The sequence below is a fragment of the Exiguobacterium sp. s127 genome (genome assembly GCF_018618695.1).
Lineage (GTDB): Bacteria > Bacillota > Bacilli > Exiguobacteriales > Exiguobacteriaceae > Exiguobacterium_A > Exiguobacterium_A oxidotolerans.
On sequence record NZ_JACSMO010000006.1, the window covers coordinates 1 to 18,140 of the forward strand.

The window sequence follows — 18,140 nt, forward strand, 5'->3', positions numbered from 1 at the left end:
AAAGTCACGTTGACGAAGCTTGCGCTTCATTCATTGTTTGTATCCGAAGATACGTTTTTTGCCTCATCGTTCAGTTTTCAAAGTTCGTCATGTCGTATTAGCGACTTTAATAGATTAACAGGTTGTTTTGATTATGTCAACCGTGTTTTTGAAAAGATTTTTCAGCCCCAACAAACCGTTTATAAAAGGCGTCTCGCTGGAACATTTATTAATATAACAACAAAATTCGACAAACACAAGCATTATTTTAAAAAAACTTTACAAAAGCTTGTTTTGCGTTTTACATACAGCATCAGAGTCTTAACATACTCAATAAAGTAAACCCGATATTTGCAGGTCGTTCAGCCAGACGTCTCATCAAGTATGTATACCAGTCTACTCCGTGCGGTACATACACGACAACACGATATCCTGAATTGACCAACTCTTTCTGACGTTGCGGTCGCATCCCTTGAAGCATTTGAAATTCAAAACACTCATCTGAAATGTCAGCTTGTCGAATAAAGTCGAGTAGTTCCTCAATCATATCGTCATCATGTGTCGCGATTTGCGTATAACGTCCTTTCATCAAATTCTGTTTTACTAATAGAAGATAGTTGGCATCTACCATCGCCTTATCCTCGATGTAATGTTCCTTCGACCCCGTATATGCCCCTTTTACGATCCGGGTCATTGGTTCGAGTTGATCTAAGTCAAAACGACTACGGTGCAGATTTGCTTGAAGCGCCACACCAAGGTTCGGGTAAGAGAACTGAAGCACACGGAAAATTTTCAAAATCGACTCAGTCATTTCGTACTCTTCCATGTTGATCGTCACCCGGCGATTCAGCTGAAGTGCGACTTCAAGGATACGTTCCATCTGCATGAGGGCGAGTTCCGGATCTAACCGCACGCCGACGGATGTTAACTTTAATGAAATTTGTCCATCCACTTGTTCTTTCTCTAATCGGTACAAAACATCAATGCATTCATCCGCAATTGCCTTTGCATCCTGCACACTGTGAATAAACTCTCCTAAACAATCAATCGTGACTGCCCGACCCTGCGCATTCAACGTCCGGACTGTTCGGAACGTCTCATCGATTGTTTGCCCTCCTACGAATAATGTTCCCCCTAAAGGTAAGCCGACTGCTCGGGCCACACGAATAAGACGTTTATCAACAGCGAGTCGTTCGAATATCGGACCTGTTAGTTTTTCCAACACGTTCATCACCTCCTGTTTGTTGATTCCCTACTCTCCATAAAAAAAACGCCTTTCTTCTATATAGAAGAAAGACGTCAGCTTAATAAGAAAAATTAGTGTAACCAGATGAAGTATGCTAGGAACCCGAGTGACATAGCGTACATGATCGGGTGCACTTCTTTCGCGCGACCTTTCGCGATCATCGTGATTGGATAGAATAAGAACCCGAATGCGATTCCCGTTGCGATCGAATACGTAAGTGGCATCATGATGACTGTCAAGAAGGCTGGAACTGCATACTCGAACTTTTTCCAATCAATCTGGAGAAGTGAGGATGCCATTAACACACCAACGATGATGAGTGCCGGTGCTGTGACCGGCGCCGTGATGACGGCGAGAAGTGGTGAGAAGAATAAGGCAAGTCCGAAGAATAAGCCGGTTACGATTGCCGTCATTCCTGAGCGACCGCCTGCTGCGACACCTGCACTTGATTCAATGTATGAAACCGTTGTTGATGTTCCAAGGATTGAACCCGCGACTGTTGCTGTTGAGTCAGCGATCAATGCGCGTCCTGCACGCGGAACTTTATTTTCCTTAATTAATCCTGCTTGGTTCGCGACGGCAACGAGTGTTCCCGCTGTATCGAAGAAATCAACGAAGAAGAACGTTAAGATGACGACTGCCATCTGGACAGTAAAGATTTCATTGAAGTGAAGGAACGCTTGTCCGAATGTCGGTGCGATACTCGGTGGAGCTGAAACGATTTCCCCAAGGCTTGACGGAACAGGAATCAATCCAAAAATCATTCCCGCGATTGCCGTCAAAATCATTCCGAAGAAGATGGCGCCTTTAATTCCGCGTGTCATTAAGATCGCTGAAACGACTAAACCGAACACAGCAAGCAATGTTGTCCCTTGACCCAAGTTACCGAGTGAGACGAGCGTCGCTTCGTTTGCGACGACGATTCCACCTGTTTTCAAACCGATGAAGGCGATGAATAAACCGATTCCGGCAGCAACTGCCATTTTAAGTGGTTCTGGAATCGCATTGATGATTGTTTCACGAATTCCTGATGCCGTGAGTACCATGAAGACAAGACCCGATACTAAAACACCGGATAACGCCGTTTCCCACGGGATCCCCATTCCGATGACGACACTGTAGGCGAAGAACGCGTTCAGTCCCATACCGGGTGCGAGAGCAATCGGATAATTCGCGAGTAAGCCCATCGTGACTGAACCGATGACGGCAACAAGCGCCGTTGCACCGAAGACAGCACCAGGATTCATCCCGGCGTCTGCTAACGTATTCGGGTTAACGAATAAGATGTACGCCATCGCGAAGAATGTTGTCATACCGGCGATAAACTCTGTCCGCATGTTCGTACCGAGTCCGTCGAAGTCGAAGAATCGCGCGATCGCGTTCTCCTTTTGTTTAGGTTGTTGCGGTTTCATCTGTGTGCTCATGGTTGCCTTCTTTCCAAATAAGCCGTCTCAAGAAACGAAAAAAACGGCAGTTACCTAAGCGGTAAAAGCCGTTTCTTTAAGCGCACACTAGAATCAGTGCACGCCGTAGTAGGAACCTTTAAGGTGTTCCTGTAGAGACTTCCGGGCCATATCCCCAGAATTATACGGCATTATTTTTTGTTTTTTTAGTAGATGATTTAAAATAAGAACAGACACATCGTAGCATGCTCAAAATGCACGGTCAACCATAAAAACGAAATTTAAGGTCGTATTTTATCCGAACGTTCGGTTTTGAAAGCGTCACAAAAAACTCTTCTTCCTAATTCCTCGGGAAGAAGAGCCATAAAATTACTCCCATTCAATCGTTGACGGTGGTTTCGACGTTACATCGTACAGGACGCGGTTAACATTCTGGACTTCGTTGACGATCCGGACGGAAATCTTCTCGAGCACGTCCCACGGGATGCGTGCCCAGTCCGACGTCATGCCGTCGATTGACGTAACGGCACGGATGCCGACTGCATAGTCGTATGTCCGCTCGTCACCCATGACACCGACTGAACGAAGTGGTGGCAAGACCGTGAAGTACTGCCAGATTTCACGTTCAAGACCGGCTTTTTTGATTTCGTCGCGGAGGATGAAATCAGATTCACGGACGATTTCAAGTTTCTCGTCTGTGATTTCACCGAGGACACGAATGCCGAGACCGGGTCCTGGGAACGGCTGACGCCAGACGATTTCGTCCGACAAACCAAGTTCTTTACCGAGTGCACGGACTTCGTCCTTGAACAACGTATTGATCGGTTCGATCAACTTGAACTGCATGTCTTCCGGCAATCCACCGACATTGTGGTGTGATTTAATCGTTTGTGCCGTATCCGTTCCGCTTTCGATGATGTCCGTATAGAGCGTTCCTTGGGCCAGGAAGTCCATATCCGTCAATTTTGACGCTTCTTCGTCGAAGACGTAAACGAATTCGTTACCGATGATTTTACGTTTTTGCTCCGGATCTGAAATCCCTTTTAATTTGTTCAGGAAACGGTCTTGCGCGTCGATTTTAATGACGTTCATGTGGAAGTGATCGGCAAATGTCTTCATGACACTTTCCGCTTCCCCTTTCCGTAAGAGACCGTGGTCGACGAACATACATGTCAATTGGTCACCGATTGCCGCATGAATCAGTGCTGCGACGACAGACGAGTCGACACCGCCTGAAAGGGCACAAAGAACTTTTTTGTCGCCGACTTCTTCTTTAATCTTCGCGATTTCGATTTCGATGAAGTTCTCCATCGACCAGTCGCCTGTACACTGACAGACTTCGAACAGGAAGTTTTTCAAGAGTTCTTTGCCGAACATCGTGTGGTTGACTTCCGGATGATACTGAACACCATACATTTTTAACTCTTCGTTTTTGATGGAAGCGATCGGGCAGGAAACGTTTGTCCCATCGACGACGAAACCGTTCGGAACCGTTGTGACGAGATCACTATGGCTCATCCAGACCGTCTGCTCGAGTGGTAAGTTTGCATACATCGCGGACGGATCGTTCAGCGTCAATGTCGCTTTTCCGTACTCCCGGTGTCCGGCACGCTCGACTGTCCCACCGAAGTGTTGCGACATCAATTGCATGCCGTAGCAAATACCAAAGATCGGAATTCCGAGTTCGAAGATTTCCGGATCACAGCGGTACGCGTCTTCTGCGTAGACACTGCGTGGTCCACCGGAGAAGATGATACCCGCTGGTGCGATGTCTTTGATTTCTGCTGCCGTAATCTTGTGCGAATGCAGTTCACTGTAAACTCCGAGATCACGGATGCGTCGTGTGATCAATTGGTTGTACTGACCTCCAAAATCGAGGACGAGGATCATTTCTTGGTCCAAATGTGCTTCCAAATCTATTCCCGCCTTTCAAGTTTCATGCGTACCCCTATGAAAAAAACCCACTCTTCCCCCATGAATAAATGGAAAAAGAGCAGGCCGCTTCACAAAAAAATGTATACGAAGGGTCTGCTCCTTCATAGTCAGGTCGTTTAAGGTGACCCGGTAGAGACTCTCGCGCCATATCCGCGAGTATATACAAAGGAGATGCATGTATGATTTACGTTGTTCTCATTGTAACTGTATCAATTCAAAAATATCAACCCTCTACGCGACGAATCATATTTTCGAAATATTCACGTTTCTTTTCGAGCGACAACGTTTCACCACCATAAATCATCCGTTCATAGGCATCCGTCAACGGGCGCATCGCGTACGTTTCGTAATACCCATCGACTTCATGTGCAAGTTCCGCGAGCGTCCGTCCATCCTTATAATTGAACCCTTGTTTATCGAGACGTCGGAGCAAGAAGCGATACATCCGTTTGAATCCTTCCGGTCGTTTGATTTGGCTACGGAAGAAGAGAATTGCGGCCGTTCGTCTGATTGGTTTTCTAAACAGATAGAGGAACACAAGACCGAGCAACGCACCAATGATCGGCCAGACGGGAATCGAACGTTTTTCCGCCTGATTCGCTGTCGTCGCTTGGGCGTCATCGAGAAGATTTTCCTGCGGACGGTTCGGTGTTGCCGTTTCCGTATCTGTCTCTGTATCCCGTTGCGGATTTGATTGTTCCGTTTCGTTATCAGTCTCTTGATTGATCGTATATTGCCCTGTACCGTCAAAACTTACAGTCGGCTCGAGCGGTACCCAACCCGGTCCTTCGATGTAGACTTCGACCCAGGAATGGGCATTTTTGTTTCGGACCGTATAACTCGTGACAGCAGAACCGATGACATCGGATTCGCCACCTGTAAATCCTTTTACCCAGCGTGCCGGTAATCCAGCCGCCCGTAGTAACACAGTTGCTGAAGTCGAAAAGTTATCACAATAACCGAGCTTCGTCTCGAACAAGAATTGATCGACATAGTCTTGATCTTCTGCCGGGACAGCAACATCTTCCGTATTGTACTCAAAGTTTTCTTGCTCGAAGTAATTTTCAATCGCTTTCGCGCGCTCCCACGGTGTTTCTTCATCAGCAACGATCTCAGCCGCTAAATCACGAACCCGGTCCGGTAATGTTCCCGGCAGTTGCAGGTAACGATCTTGTTCCATTTCTGAAAGTTTTACCGGTTCATCCGTTTGGAGTAGTTTTTCAGTAAACAGTGGATACGCGTACTGAATCTGATAATTTTGTTGGCGCGTTGCATCGTCAAGATACGAAATTTTTTGATTTTCCGGGTTGATTAAAAGATTTTGTCGTTGATCAGCTGCCGTCAAGCGCACATTATCTCCATTGTAAGGGACAAACGGCAACTCACGAGCCAACTTGAACGTCGCACTCTCTTCACGTGTCTCGACGTCATCGCCAAAGTGCGAGAAGAAACCACGCCCGTTAATCTCCGGACTTGACTCCGATAAAATCCAACCTTTACCGGTGTAGACGTCCTTCGTCTCGACCCGCCAGTAACGATTCCCTTCACTCTCGACTTGAAAAACTTCCCGGTCGTCCATTTGGAATGGACCACCGAGCTGTTCATCGTTCGAGCCGTATCCGACTTTTTGAATCGCATTCGTCGATGTACCTTCTCCTTCAAAACGTGACGTCCAGTCATACCAACTGTTTTGCCACGTCGCTGTGATGACCGGACTTTGCAGTGCCGCAACGATCGTTACACCGATAATCAACAAGGCACTAATCGGCCGAACGTAAGAGGCAGTCGGTCGTTCATTGATTTCTGTCGCATACAACAAAAGTAATGCCAGGAGGATTGGATACAAGATGAACTGGTCACCCGAGTAATCCGTCCATGTGTCACAATAGGCGATGAAACCGATCACACCGACGGTCAACCCAACAACAAATCCCCGATTCGGGAAGGTTCGGCGACCAAGGTAGCCGATTAAAAAGCTAATTAGACCGATCGATAAGGCGAAGGCCGGTCGTCCCGGCAACTCCCCATTGATGACACGTGATACATCATCCGTAATTTCACCTAATAGTCGCCACGGGGCTTCTTCCGGTGTCAAGATGAAGTAAAAAGACACCATCAAAGCAAGTAGACTGCCACTTAAAAACCACCGTCTTCGGACGTGCGATAGCAGGAGTGGTGTCAAAAGAAGCGGCAAGAAAGGAACGATGCTGTCAAACGTCGTCAGTTCCAGTAGCGGGGGCATGAAGCTCGCAAGTAGTAACGCCGCGAGTAAGTTCCAAATCAGTCGTCGACTCATCGGCTCCCCCTCCTTTCCGGCGTATAGACATGCACGGTCGCTTCCTGTCTGATTTTAGACATCCACATTTCGTTATTCGATTCAAGGTCCGGCGTGATGAAGAGGACGTTTCCACTCAGACGTAATGCTTTTGAGGAATACTCCCACGACTCAATGAAGGACCGGGTCCGACTCGGTTGAGCCGTCATCAAATAATGTGTCAGCTTCGCCCCTTCAAGTGGTAGAGACAGGGACTGGACAGCATGACCGACGAGATGGATCCGGTAATTCAAGCGCCGTTTGTTGAGTTGATCGGTCGCATCGGCAAGCATCGAAATGCTCCGTTCGAACTGCGCATCACTCACCGTTCCTTCATCAAAAACAATTGTCGTTTCCCGCTCTTGTTCCCGTTCAAATGTCTTCGTCATCAAACCTTGGCGTTTCGCCGTTGCCTTCCAATCAATCTGGTTCATCCGGTCGCCACTGACATATTCCCGGACTCCAACGACGGTAAAGGATGACTGCCGCAAATCGAGCGAGACGGGCGAAATTCCGCCGTCCCCCCGATCGTCTTCATGTGGCAACTGCGTCGCGAGCCGTGCCGGTTCTATCGCGAGATATGTTTCGACCGGGTAGAGTTTTTTTCGCATGAATACACCGAACGGATCCGTAATTTCAATCACACAACCAGGAATCTGATACAGTCCACGACGAATCGATGGAATGACATATTCAATCTGTTCCGTCTTCCGGTAATGGGCACGTAACGAGCGCCGAATGTCTAAACGCTCCGCACTCAATGCTTCCGGTACTTCCTCTGTTACTTCGACGGTCCCGACAAGAAAAGGGTATTTTCGTCTAACTTGTAAAACGACAGGAATGTCCGTCCCGGCAATCAACATCTTATTCGAAACTTCTCGCGTCGCGACGGCTTTCGTCACGGGCCAGATTAAAAAAATCGTCCAGTAGACAGTCAAACCTGCCATGACGTAGAACAGTAACGAGGCTACATTTCCACCATCCACACGGGCGTAAATCCACAATGCCGTGACCATCAGGAGCAGGACGGCATAACGCCAGCCGATTTGCCACCGTTTCATAAAGACTCCACGTCGTGTTGAATCGGCACCGCAACTTCTTTTTTCACCTGTTCCAATACCCGTTCAGCCGACTGTCCGTGGTAGCGAGCATCTGCCGTCAAAATCAACCGGTGTGATAAGACGGGTGTCAACAGGTGTTTCACGTCATCGGGTAATACGAATTTCCGCCCTTCCATATAAGCCCAGGCTTGCGCGACTTTCATTAAAGCAATCGATGAACGCGGACTGGCTCCAAGGTAAAGCGAAGCATGCTCACGCGTGGCCTGGACGAGCTGAACGATATATTTTTTAACCGGTTGTGAAACGTGGACTTCCTTGACTTCTTCCTTCATCCGTAACAATTCATCGCGCCCGATGACCGATTCGAGCGTGTCGATTGGTTCATCGCGTTCGAATCGATTCAGCAACTTCATCTCTTGCTGAAAATCCGGATAGCCCATCTTGACTTTGACTAAAAAGCGATCGAGTTGTGCTTCCGGCAATGGATATGTCCCTTCATGCTCAATCGGATTTTGCGTCGCCATGACAAAGAAGGGATTCGGAAGCGTATGGATTTCTCCGTCCACCGTTACATTTGCTTCCGCCATCCCTTCCAGTAACGCCGATTGTGTTTTCGGAGAGGTTCGGTTGATTTCATCCGCGAGAACGATATTGCCCATCAATGGACCCGGACGATACTCAAATTGACTTGTTTTTTGGTTATACATCGAAACACCCGTTAAATCCGAGGGGAGTAAATCGGGTGTGAATTGAACACGCTTAAAAGTCAGGCCGATTGAGCGACTGAATGCGCGCACGAGCATCGTTTTCCCGACCCCCGGTACATCCTCAAGTAAGACATGTCCTCCGGCAAGTAGCGCTGCTAACGATTGTGTAATAACATCTTCCTTACCGACGATTACTTTTTCTACGTTGTCGATGATTGCTTGAATCTCTCTTGTGTATGTTCGCATTGTCAGGCCCCTTGCTCTTTAGTAGTTGAATTTTCTGACTCTTTCTATCTTCTCATACCCGTAGTCCCTTTGGAAAGGCATATGAGTCTCTCAATACGCACAAAAAAGGGGGCGCCGCAAAGCGACTCCCCTTTGTGTTTCAGGAACGATTACATGCCGTAAACCGTTCTTGATTCGTGCAGAGTGCACGTAAAACACGGGTACAATCCGTGTCTATAAACTTATTCCGTTCGTCAAGTCCGGTGATCCTCTTCTACTCGAAGCGACATGCGATCGTTCCCTCTACATTGATAATCATTCATGTGCATCACCATCCTTTCATATATTGAATATTACCGAATCTATTCGAAGTTAAACCTTGTTTTTTAATTATTTTTTTCGAAACCGGTAATACGTCGTTGCTAAAGCAAGTGCAAGGACAAGCCCCTTAATAATATTCAATGAGTAATACGGAACAGATAACATAACGAGCCCATTCTCAAGAATCCCGACTAAGCAGGCTCCGACTAATGTCCCGAGTGCGTTCGGTTTCCCTTGTCCGGCAAACGATGAACCGATGAAGGCAGCCGCGACTGCCGGCATCAAATAGCCGGATCCGGCATTAATCTGTGACGATCCAACCTGCGACGCAAGCAGGATTCCTCCGACTGCCGCGAGTAGTCCGGCAATCACATAGGCCAGTGCCCGGTAACGGTGCACCGGGATTCCCGTCAAGTGTGCCGCCTCCGGGTTTCCGCCGATGATGTATAAGAAGCGGCCGTGTCGTGTATGGTTCAAAAACAGATGCGTCACTGCCACGACGGCGAGCATGATTAGGATGATCCACGGTGCCTGACTGATTTTTAGGAAGGACTCCGGAATCATCCCGACTGTCGGTGTTCCGTCGAGACGGGGCATCCCGGCACTGATTGATCCGCCGCCGGTATACGTCATCGCCACCCCTTCAAAGATGAACATCGTCGCAAGCGTCGCAAACAAGTCGGGAATCTTGAATTTGACGATCAATAACACGTTGACCAGCGCGACGCTTAAGGCAATTAAAATCGCCAAGCCGATCGACAGACCAAGCGGAAGGCTGTACCAGACAAAAAATGAGACGACGAGCGAGCTGGCAAAGGTCGCGGTCGAACCGACCGATAAATCAAAACCGTTGACGGTCAGCGAAACGGTCAACCCGATTGCGATGATCGTCACAATCGAGATACTGCGCAAAATATTAATCAGGTTCGCGCCCTGTAAAAAGCTTGGTGCCGTCACGGCAAAAAAGACGATGAGTGCAAGGATTGCGAGGACGATCCCCCAGTCATTCAAAAAGCGTAACAACCGTTTACCGGATGCGTGTCGTTCCGTGTTTGGTTTTGATTCCGTCGTTGGTTCGTGAAGTACCTCGTTCATCAAGTCATCCCCCCTGTCGCATACAGCAGTAATTGGTCTTCCGTCGTCTCCGACGTATTCGTCTCGAACACGATTTTCCCGTCATACATGACATAAATCCGGTCCGTCACCGCCAGCAATTCATCGAATTCACTGGACGCATACAGAATCGCTTTTTGCTGTCCGGCCAGTTGATCGATCACGTCGAAGATTTCCCGTTTCGCCCCGACGTCGACACCTTTTGTCGGTTCATCGAGCAGCAGGACCGCAGCATCGGCGAGGAGCCATTTGCCGATCGCGACCTTCTGCTGGTTCCCGCCGGATAATCCTTCCACGCGTTGCGTTTCATCCGTTGATTTGATCGCCAATCGTTTGATGATAGCGTTGGCGGCAGTCCGTTCCGTTCCCGTCTTGACCCAACCGAACCGATTGACGAATTGTTTGAGACTTGCCGCGGTCATGTTTTGATAAATCGGATCCGTGACAAGGATGCCTTCTTTCCGGCGTTCTTCCGGGACCAGACCAATCCCGTGTCTGACTGCCTCGTGCGGCGACCGGATAGTCGCCGGTTCGCCGGCTATCCGAATCTGTCCCGCCACAGTCGGAGTCACTCCGAAAATCGTCTTACAGAGCTCGGTTTTTCCCGCTCCGACAAGTCCGGCAATTCCAATCACTTCACCTGCATGAACCGTCAATGACAGCTGATTGAATTCACCCGGGACCATCACTTGATTGAGCTCGAGCAAAGCTTGCCCGACGGTTCGGGTTTGCCGGTCCGTCTGTTGCAAACGTCTTCCGAGCATCTGTTCAACGATTGTCTCTTTCGTTTGCCCGGCTAATGCTTGGCGGGCGACAAGTTTTCCGTCACGCATGACGGAAATCGATTCACAGATTTCAAATAATTCCTGAAGGCGGTGTGAGATGAAAATCACGCCCAATTGTTCGCGTGTCGCGAGTTCCCTGATGATGCGAAACAAACGTTCCGTCTCCCGTTGACTGAGCGGCGCCGTCGGTTCATCCAGGATTAAAAAACGGCTGTCTTGGACGAGTGCCCGGGCAATCAAGACCAACTGTTTGTCGGCAAGGCGCAGTTCACTGACCCGTTGCCGGACATCAATCGAAGACTGGAGTTTCCCGAGCGCCTCCCGTGCAATCTGTTCCAACCGGCGTTGCCGGATGACCCCTTTGAGCTGTCCGTTCGTCAACAAATCGAGGCAAATGTTTTCTGCGACCGTCAAGTATGAAATCAATGCCGTATCGACTTCTTGGTAGACGATTTCAATTCCCGCCCGTTTCGCGGCACGCGGCGAATCGATCGTCAACGGCACACCTTCAAACGAAATCGTCCCGTCATACGCCGCATGCGCTCCCGCCAATACTTTCATCAGCGTCGACTTACCGGCGCCGTTCGCTCCGACGAGCGCATGAATTTCCCCGCGGCGGACGGAAAAGTCAACAGCATCAAGCGCTTTGACACCGGGGAATTCAATTGAAATCCCACGCATCTCGAGCCGGTTCGTCGTGTCCAGATGCGTCATTTCGCAGCATTCGCTTTCCGCAGTTTTTCCATCCACGGTTCATTGAATTTCTCGGATGTGCTCCAGCCCTTGATGATCGTATCGAGATTGTACATCGTCGTATCGGCTTTGAGCGCCTTTTGCTCGACTAATTTAGCGTCCAGATCAAAGCTGTCCGGTGTTTTTTCACCGGCGAGTTTTTTCGCGAGCAGGCGCATGTCCGTCTGTCCGATCAAATGCGGATCAACGGCACTCGTCGACACCCAGTTGCTTCCCTTCTCACGCATCAGGTTGATGTCCTGATTCGAGACATCGATTGAAATCAACGGGATTTCCTGACGTTTATTGTCTTTTAAGGATTTATAGGCGCCTTTCGCGACTTCATCCCAGGCTCCCCAGACGGCATCGATGCTCCCTTTCGGATATTTCGCGAGAATCGCGTTCATCTTCGTCGCGATATCGCCCTGGACATCCTGGAAATTCGTCGGTCCGACCGTTTCAAGCGTCTTGATTTTGCCGTCCGCTTCATACGTCTTATAGATTTCCTGACGGCGGTCAAGCGGTGCAAACCCCGGACCGAACCACAATTTGATGACCCGGACCGGCTTGTCGTCTTTCACTTTCGTCACTTCATCGAGTGAAAGTTCTGCCAGTTTGTGATCATCCTGGAACGTCTCCGTGATGCCTGTTAACGTCTGGTCCTTTTTCTTCGTCACCGTATCAAACGTCACGACCTGAATCCCTTTGTCGATCGCCGGTTTAATCATGTCGTAGGCATAATCTTCTTTTCCGTGCGAGATGATCAGTCCGTCATAATCCTGCTGAACGGCTTGCGCCACCAGTTCCTTGAACTTGACGTCATTGCCTTCGGAAATGAACGTGTTGACCTTAAACCCAAGCGCCTCCCCTTCCGAACGGGCACCGTCTAAAAATTGTTTCGTATGATCATCGGACGCCAGATTGCGGATGACGGCAATCTTGATGTCGCCTTGGACACTTTCCGGCACACCGCTGATTTTTTTCGCCGGTGTCGCTTCACTATTGGCGCAAGCAGCCAGCAAGACCGCCGGTGCGAGTAAGAATGCTAATTTTTTCATCTCGATCTCTCCTGTCTGTTTAGATGACCTTTTGTCCAATCGCCTGTTCGATCGTTTCCACGCTCGGCCGTTCAATGACGCCGAGTTCCGTGATGATCGCCGTGATGAGCTCGTGCGGTGTCACGTCAAACGCCGGATTAAAGACCTTTGTTCCGGCTGGTGCCGTTACTTTCCCCGCCAGTTGCGTCACTTCACTAGCATCGCGTTCTTCAATTTCAATCTCGTCACCTGATAAACTCGTCACATCAAACGTCGACAGCGGCGCGGCGACATAAAACGGAATCCCGAAGGCACGTGCGAGTAACGCCAGCTGGAACGTCCCGATTTTATTGGCCGTATCCCCGTTACGGGTGATCCGGTCCGCGCCGACGATGATGGCGGTGATCTGCTTTTCCTTGATCGTATGTGCGACCATATTGTCCGTGATCAAGGTGACGTCAATCCCTGCCCGTTGCAGCTCCCATGTCGTCAAGCGCGCCCCCTGCAACAAAGGCCGGGTTTCCGACGCATAGACGGATAACGGGATGCCTTGTTCCTTCGCAAGATAAAACGGGGCAAGTGCCGTCCCGTACGCCGCTGTCGCAATCGATCCGGCGTTACAAATCGTCAACACCCGGTCTCCCGCTTGAAACAGCTCCAACGCATGCACACCGATTTGCCGTGACGTCTTGGCATCGGCTTCATAAAGGGCAATTACTTTTTGTTCCAGACGTTTCGGCAGTTCCTCGAGCGTTGTGCTCGAAAGGATAAGCTGATTGAGCGCATCGAGTACGTTCCGCAAATTGACGGCGGTCGGCCGGGTCGCCAGTAACTCCGCCGATACCGTCAACAGTTTTTGTTTGACCTCGTCAAGCGATCCCGTCGTCCGGAACGCTTCCTGCACGAGGACGAATCCACCGAACAGACTGATTGCCGGCGCCCCCCGGACACGAAGTTGTTTAATCGCCTCAACCGCTTGCGCCAAATCATGAATGACTTCGTACCGTTCTTCTTGCGGGAGACGGGTCTGATCAAGGATCTTTAAGCACGCCCGCTCATAGATGACACTACGGATAAACTCGCTCATCGGCTCAATTCCTCCGTCACGTCAAAATTCCGGAGATCGGTAAACGTCTTACATTCGCCGCGCCGTTTAATCAATGCCGTCCCGAGGCGTAACGCATGACGTTTCCGTTCAAGGCGCGTCGCAGCATCCGGAATTTGTTCCAAATCAGCGACCGGTGCCAAACCAATCGTCCGCCGGATCAGTTCACAACCGGCGAAACCGAGCGCGTCTTGGAGAATTGTACTGAGGACATCATCGACAAGCCCGGGTACCGTCCGGAACGGTTCGACGGCTTCCCGTTCCCAAAGTGCCGTGAACGTCGAAGCAAACGTCAGCCAGAACGTATCGATATCCTTCACCCGCGTCTCCCGCAACTCAGCATAGTTCGGATACGCCGCAAAGCAGAGGTGGGCAATGAACTGACCGACATCAAACCCGAACGGTCCGTAAAAAGCGAACTCCGGATCGATGATTTTCGTTTCGCCCGCCGAAGCAAAAATGCTTCCTGTATGTAAATCCCCGTGTAATAAGGCTTCCCCTTTCGTGATGAACAACGTTTCGAGCTTCGCCACTTCCCGCTTCAGTTTTTCGTCCTGCCAGAGCTGCTGTACGTCTGTTTCCAAGCCGCTCTCGATATTGTTTGTTTCCGCGTCGTAAAACGGATCCGTAAAGATTAACTTTTCCGTGATGTCGCATAAATCCGGGTTGTAATAGTCACGTGCGACCTGCTTTTTTCCGACTGGACCGAGCGCAAAATCTGACGTGAAAAATAACGTCCGCGCCAAGTAAGAACCGACATGCTCAGCAAGGAGCGGGTAGGTTTCGCCTGCGAGCAATCCCGTCCGAACGATTTGCAGGTGCGACAAGTCCTCCATCACTGTATACGCTTCTTCATGACTCGCATGAAAGACCCGTGGAACGAATGGCGTCGCGTATTTTGCGAATTCCTTCAGTGCCAACTGTTCGATCCAGGCCCGCTCGAGTGACAAGGGCCAGCTTTCCCCGACGACTTTTGCATAAGGTAATGCCTGCTTCAAGATCAAACGTTCTTTCCCTGCCTGAATCCGGAAGACTAAGTTCAAGTTCCCGTCGCCGATTTCTTCTGCCGTCGCTTCTTCCTGTCCGATCAGTCCGAGTTCCCGGACACGTTTAATGGCGTCTTGTTCTGTAAATGCTTGATATGCCATCTTGCTTCCCCCTTCATTTCTACACAAAAAAACGCCGCTTTTCGTCATAGAAAAGAGGCGCGGGGTATCATCCGTCCTCTTATCTCTCAGACGAATGTCTGTTGGATGTAGCACCGTGCCGGATGGTCGGTTGCTGCGGCGTCTTCGGGCCAATTCCCTCTGCCAACTCACGATAAGAGTCATATGTGGTTGTTGTGTTCGATGTTGATTCGAATATTACGCCCGTCTTAAATCATCTGTCAATTCCAATTTTTAGTGAAAAACCATTTAAAAGACCGCCATCTATAGAAGCGGATTTCAAAAAAAATAAATTTTCAAAAAATTATTTGACATCACGTCCATCTCATGTAAAAATTGCAATTAGATTTCACAATTTCATCCAATTCTTATCAAGAGCAGACGGAGGGACGAGCCCTATGATGTCGCAGCAACCGACCAGTTGGCACGGTGCTAATTCTTGCAGCTAACACGCTGACAGATAAGAGTCCACGCGCAATTTTTCATGGTCTCTTGTCATTGACGAGGGACCATTTTTGTATTTTTTAACAAGGGAGAGACGACAATCATGGCGTACATTACCGCAACTTACCAACTCGGCGTGACCGATCAGTTACCAAAACGGGCAGAGCAAATCGCCCTCGGTCTGACGGTCGGCTCATGGACCGATTTGAATCACTTGGAACAACAACAGCTTGAATCCTTTAAAGGACAAGTCGTCCATACGGAAGAACACGACGGAAAAGGGTATGTCACGATCCGTTATCCGGAACACAACGTCTCACGAGACTTTTCGGCGATTTTGACGACCGTCTTCGGCAAGCTGTCACTCGACGGTCAAATCAAACTGACGGATCTTCAGCTTCCCGCTTCGTTCACACCGGATTTCCCCGGTGCTAAATTCGGCATCGAGGGCGTCCGCCAATTGATCCAAGTCCATGATCGCCCCCTGTTGATGAGCATCTTCAAAGGCGTCATCGGACGGGATCTCGTTTTTTTACGGGAACAACTGGAAGCCCAGCTCGCCGGCGGGATTGATCTCGTCAAGGATGACGAAATCTTATACGACAATCCGCTGACACCGGCACTCGACCGGGCGCGGATTGGACGGGAAGTCCTCGATGCACACTATGAACGGACCGGTAAACGGGCCCTTTATGCGATTACATTGAGTGGTCCGGTCTTCCGCTTGAAAGAGCAGGCGAAACGACTGGTCGAAGCCGGAGCGACAGCCCTCCTGCTCAACACGTTTACATACGGGCTTGATGTCTTGCGGGAACTGGCAGCCGATCCGGAAATCCCGGTCCCGATCTTTAATCATCCGGCGTTGAGCGGTGCCTTGATCGCCAGTCCCGAGTACGGGATTGCCGCCCCGGTCCTGCTCGGAACGTTGCCGCGGATTGCCGGTGCCGACTTGACACTGTTCCCGTCGCCGTACGGGAATGTCGCCCTCGCCAAAGACTTGGCCCGCGGGATTGCCGTCGAAGCGACCCGAATCGGTGAGACCAAAACAATTCTCCCGGTCCCGTCCGCCGGAATCCACCCGGGTCTCGTCGCCCAGCTTGTTCGTGATTTCGGCGTCGATTCCGTCATCAATGCCGGAGGCGGTGTCCACGGTCATCCGCAAGGTGCTGCGGCCGGAGTCATCGCTTTCCGCCAGGCACTGGGCGCAGCACTGGCCGGCGAATCACTGACAAGTGCCGCCCACCGGCACGAGGAATTACGTGTCGCTCTCGATGCTTGGGGGATCACGAAATGACGATCCGGATTTTATGTGACTTTGACGGAACAGTAACGGAGCACGATAATATCATCGCCTTGATGCAGGAGTTCGCTCCGCCGGAAAAATTTGAACCGTTAAAACAAGGTGTGCTCGACCGGTCGCTCTCGATTCAATCCGGCGTCGGACAGATGTTTCAGCTGCTTCCGTCCAGTCAAAAACAGGACTACATTGATTTCTTGATGACACAGGCAGTCATTCGTCCCGGCTTCGACACCTTACTCGCTTTTGCCAAATCAAACGAGATTGATTTTTCCATCGTCAGCGGCGGGATCGACTTTTTTGTCCAGCCGATTCTTGCGGATGTACTGACGGACGAAGCGATTTATTGCAACGGCAGTGACTTCAGCCAGGAGACGGTTCGAATCGAATGGCCGCATGCCTGCGACGCGGCCTGTACAAATCAATGCGGCTGTTGCAAAACCTCGATCGCCCGGAAGCTGAAGCAGAACGGTGACACGATCATCGCGATCGGCGACTCCGTAACAGATTTTGAACTGGCTAAGCAGGCGGATCACGTTTATGCACGGGATTATCTGATCACGCTATGTGAACAGCACGGCATCCCGTATACGCCGTTTGAAAACTTTCATGACATATTGAATCATCTGCAGACAAAGGTGGTGTACACATGACCTTCTTAAAACGATATGAAGAATTACGTGCCGTCAAACAGGAACTTGCAGCACGCGACTGGTTCCCCGGCACAAGCGGCAATCTCGCCATCCGGACAGCCGATCAACCGACTGAATTTCTCGTGACGGCAAGCGGGAAGGACAAACGGCAGGATACACCGGACGACTTCGTCCATGTCGACGCGTCCGGTCAACTGATCGGCGAACAGACGGGTCGTCCCTCTGCCGAAACGTTGCTCCACGTCGAGGTCTTCAACCGAACGACTGCCGGGTGTTCCCTTCACGTCCATACGATTGACAATAATGTCATTTCGGAACTGTACGGCGACCAAGGCGAGATTCGGTTTGCCGGTCAGGAAATCATCAAGGCACTCGGCCGTTGGGAAGAAGATGCGGAAGTCCGTGTGCCGATTATCCCGAACCATGCCGACATTCCGACGCTTGCCGCTGCCTTTGCAGCACATGTACATGCCGAGAGCGGCGCCGTCCTGATTCGCAATCACGGCATCACCGTCTGGGCACCGACTGCCTTTGAAGCGAAAAAACAGTTGGAAGCATTCGAGTTTTTGTTCAGTTACACCTTAAAACTACAAACGTGCCGACAGGCGATTCATTAA

At 50.1% G+C, this 18,140-nt stretch carries 14 protein-coding genes and 4 riboswitches; of the genes, 3 read left to right on the forward strand and 11 right to left on the reverse strand.

What is annotated here, in order from left to right:
- Positions 1-292: 292 nt before the first annotated feature.
- The 11 genes from KNP98_RS09315 to mtnK form a co-directional block, all read right to left on the reverse strand.
- Positions 293-1,204, reverse strand: a complete 912-nt coding sequence (locus KNP98_RS09315; RefSeq protein ID WP_051667367.1) for a proline dehydrogenase family protein — start codon at positions 1,202-1,204, stop codon at positions 293-295.
- Positions 1,205-1,296: 92 nt separating this feature from the next.
- The gene (locus tag KNP98_RS09320) at positions 1,297-2,601 is read right to left on the reverse strand and encodes an NCS2 family permease (RefSeq protein WP_029332579.1); all 1,305 of its coding nucleotides are present in this window, start codon (positions 2,599-2,601) and stop codon (positions 1,297-1,299) included.
- Positions 2,602-2,735: 134 nt separating this feature from the next.
- Positions 2,736-2,837, reverse strand: a riboswitch (purine riboswitch).
- 160 nt (positions 2,838-2,997) lie between these two features.
- A complete protein-coding gene (gene guaA, locus KNP98_RS09325; RefSeq protein WP_088838417.1) occupies positions 2,998-4,518 on the reverse strand; it encodes a glutamine-hydrolyzing GMP synthase in 1,521 nt (506 codons plus the stop codon).
- 129 nt (positions 4,519-4,647) lie between these two features.
- Positions 4,648-4,749: riboswitch (purine riboswitch) on the reverse strand.
- A gap of 37 nt (positions 4,750-4,786) precedes the next feature.
- Positions 4,787-6,859 (reverse strand): DUF4129 domain-containing transglutaminase family protein, encoded by a 2,073-nt coding sequence (locus KNP98_RS09330; protein WP_214811260.1) that lies wholly within the window; start codon positions 6,857-6,859, stop codon positions 4,787-4,789.
- Positions 6,856-7,938 carry a DUF58 domain-containing protein gene (locus KNP98_RS09335; protein WP_088836260.1) on the reverse strand — a complete coding sequence of 361 codons (1,083 nt, stop codon included), beginning with the start codon at positions 7,936-7,938 and terminating at the stop codon, positions 6,856-6,858. The genes KNP98_RS09330 and KNP98_RS09335 overlap by 4 nt, the downstream gene beginning before the upstream one ends.
- Positions 7,935-8,891, reverse strand: coding sequence for an AAA family ATPase (locus KNP98_RS09340; RefSeq protein WP_029332575.1), 957 nt, complete (start codon positions 8,889-8,891; stop codon positions 7,935-7,937). Before KNP98_RS09340 ends, KNP98_RS09335 begins: the two co-directional genes overlap by 4 nt.
- Positions 8,892-9,260: 369 nt before the next feature.
- Positions 9,261-10,286: an ABC transporter permease gene (locus KNP98_RS09345; RefSeq protein WP_204251417.1), complete on the reverse strand. Its 1,026-nt coding sequence runs from the start codon at positions 10,284-10,286 to the stop codon at positions 9,261-9,263.
- On the reverse strand, positions 10,286-11,803 hold the full coding sequence (locus KNP98_RS09350) for a sugar ABC transporter ATP-binding protein (protein ID WP_214811262.1): 1,518 nt from the start codon (positions 11,801-11,803) through the stop codon (positions 10,286-10,288). The genes KNP98_RS09345 and KNP98_RS09350 overlap by 1 nt, the downstream gene beginning before the upstream one ends.
- Positions 11,800-12,879: a sugar ABC transporter substrate-binding protein gene (locus KNP98_RS09355; protein ID WP_214811264.1), complete on the reverse strand. Its 1,080-nt coding sequence runs from the start codon at positions 12,877-12,879 to the stop codon at positions 11,800-11,802. The genes KNP98_RS09350 and KNP98_RS09355 overlap by 4 nt, the downstream gene beginning before the upstream one ends.
- Positions 12,880-12,898: 19 nt before the next feature.
- Complete coding sequence (gene mtnA / locus KNP98_RS09360) at positions 12,899-13,945, reverse strand: S-methyl-5-thioribose-1-phosphate isomerase (protein WP_214811266.1); 1,047 nt, start codon at positions 13,943-13,945, stop codon at positions 12,899-12,901.
- Positions 13,942-15,111: an S-methyl-5-thioribose kinase gene (gene mtnK, locus KNP98_RS09365; RefSeq protein ID WP_214770506.1), complete on the reverse strand. Its 1,170-nt coding sequence runs from the start codon at positions 15,109-15,111 to the stop codon at positions 13,942-13,944. Before mtnK ends, mtnA begins: the two co-directional genes overlap by 4 nt.
- A gap of 76 nt (positions 15,112-15,187) precedes the next feature.
- A riboswitch (SAM riboswitch) is annotated at positions 15,188-15,290 on the reverse strand.
- A gap of 204 nt (positions 15,291-15,494) precedes the next feature.
- Positions 15,495-15,596: riboswitch (SAM riboswitch) on the forward strand.
- A gap of 80 nt (positions 15,597-15,676) precedes the next feature.
- Between mtnK and KNP98_RS09370 the strand changes: the two genes are divergently transcribed.
- The 3 genes from KNP98_RS09370 to KNP98_RS09380 are packed head-to-tail and all read left to right on the forward strand — an operon-like array spanning position 15,677 to position 18,140.
- Positions 15,677-16,867, forward strand: a complete 1,191-nt coding sequence (locus KNP98_RS09370) for a 2,3-diketo-5-methylthiopentyl-1-phosphate enolase (protein ID WP_088836252.1) — start codon at positions 15,677-15,679, stop codon at positions 16,865-16,867.
- Positions 16,864-17,523 carry a 2-hydroxy-3-keto-5-methylthiopentenyl-1-phosphate phosphatase gene (locus KNP98_RS09375; protein WP_088836251.1) on the forward strand — a complete coding sequence of 220 codons (660 nt, stop codon included), beginning with the start codon at positions 16,864-16,866 and terminating at the stop codon, positions 17,521-17,523. Before KNP98_RS09370 ends, KNP98_RS09375 begins: the two co-directional genes overlap by 4 nt.
- Positions 17,520-18,140 (forward strand): methylthioribulose 1-phosphate dehydratase, encoded by a 621-nt coding sequence (locus tag KNP98_RS09380; protein ID WP_088836250.1) that lies wholly within the window; start codon positions 17,520-17,522, stop codon positions 18,138-18,140. The genes KNP98_RS09375 and KNP98_RS09380 overlap by 4 nt, the downstream gene beginning before the upstream one ends.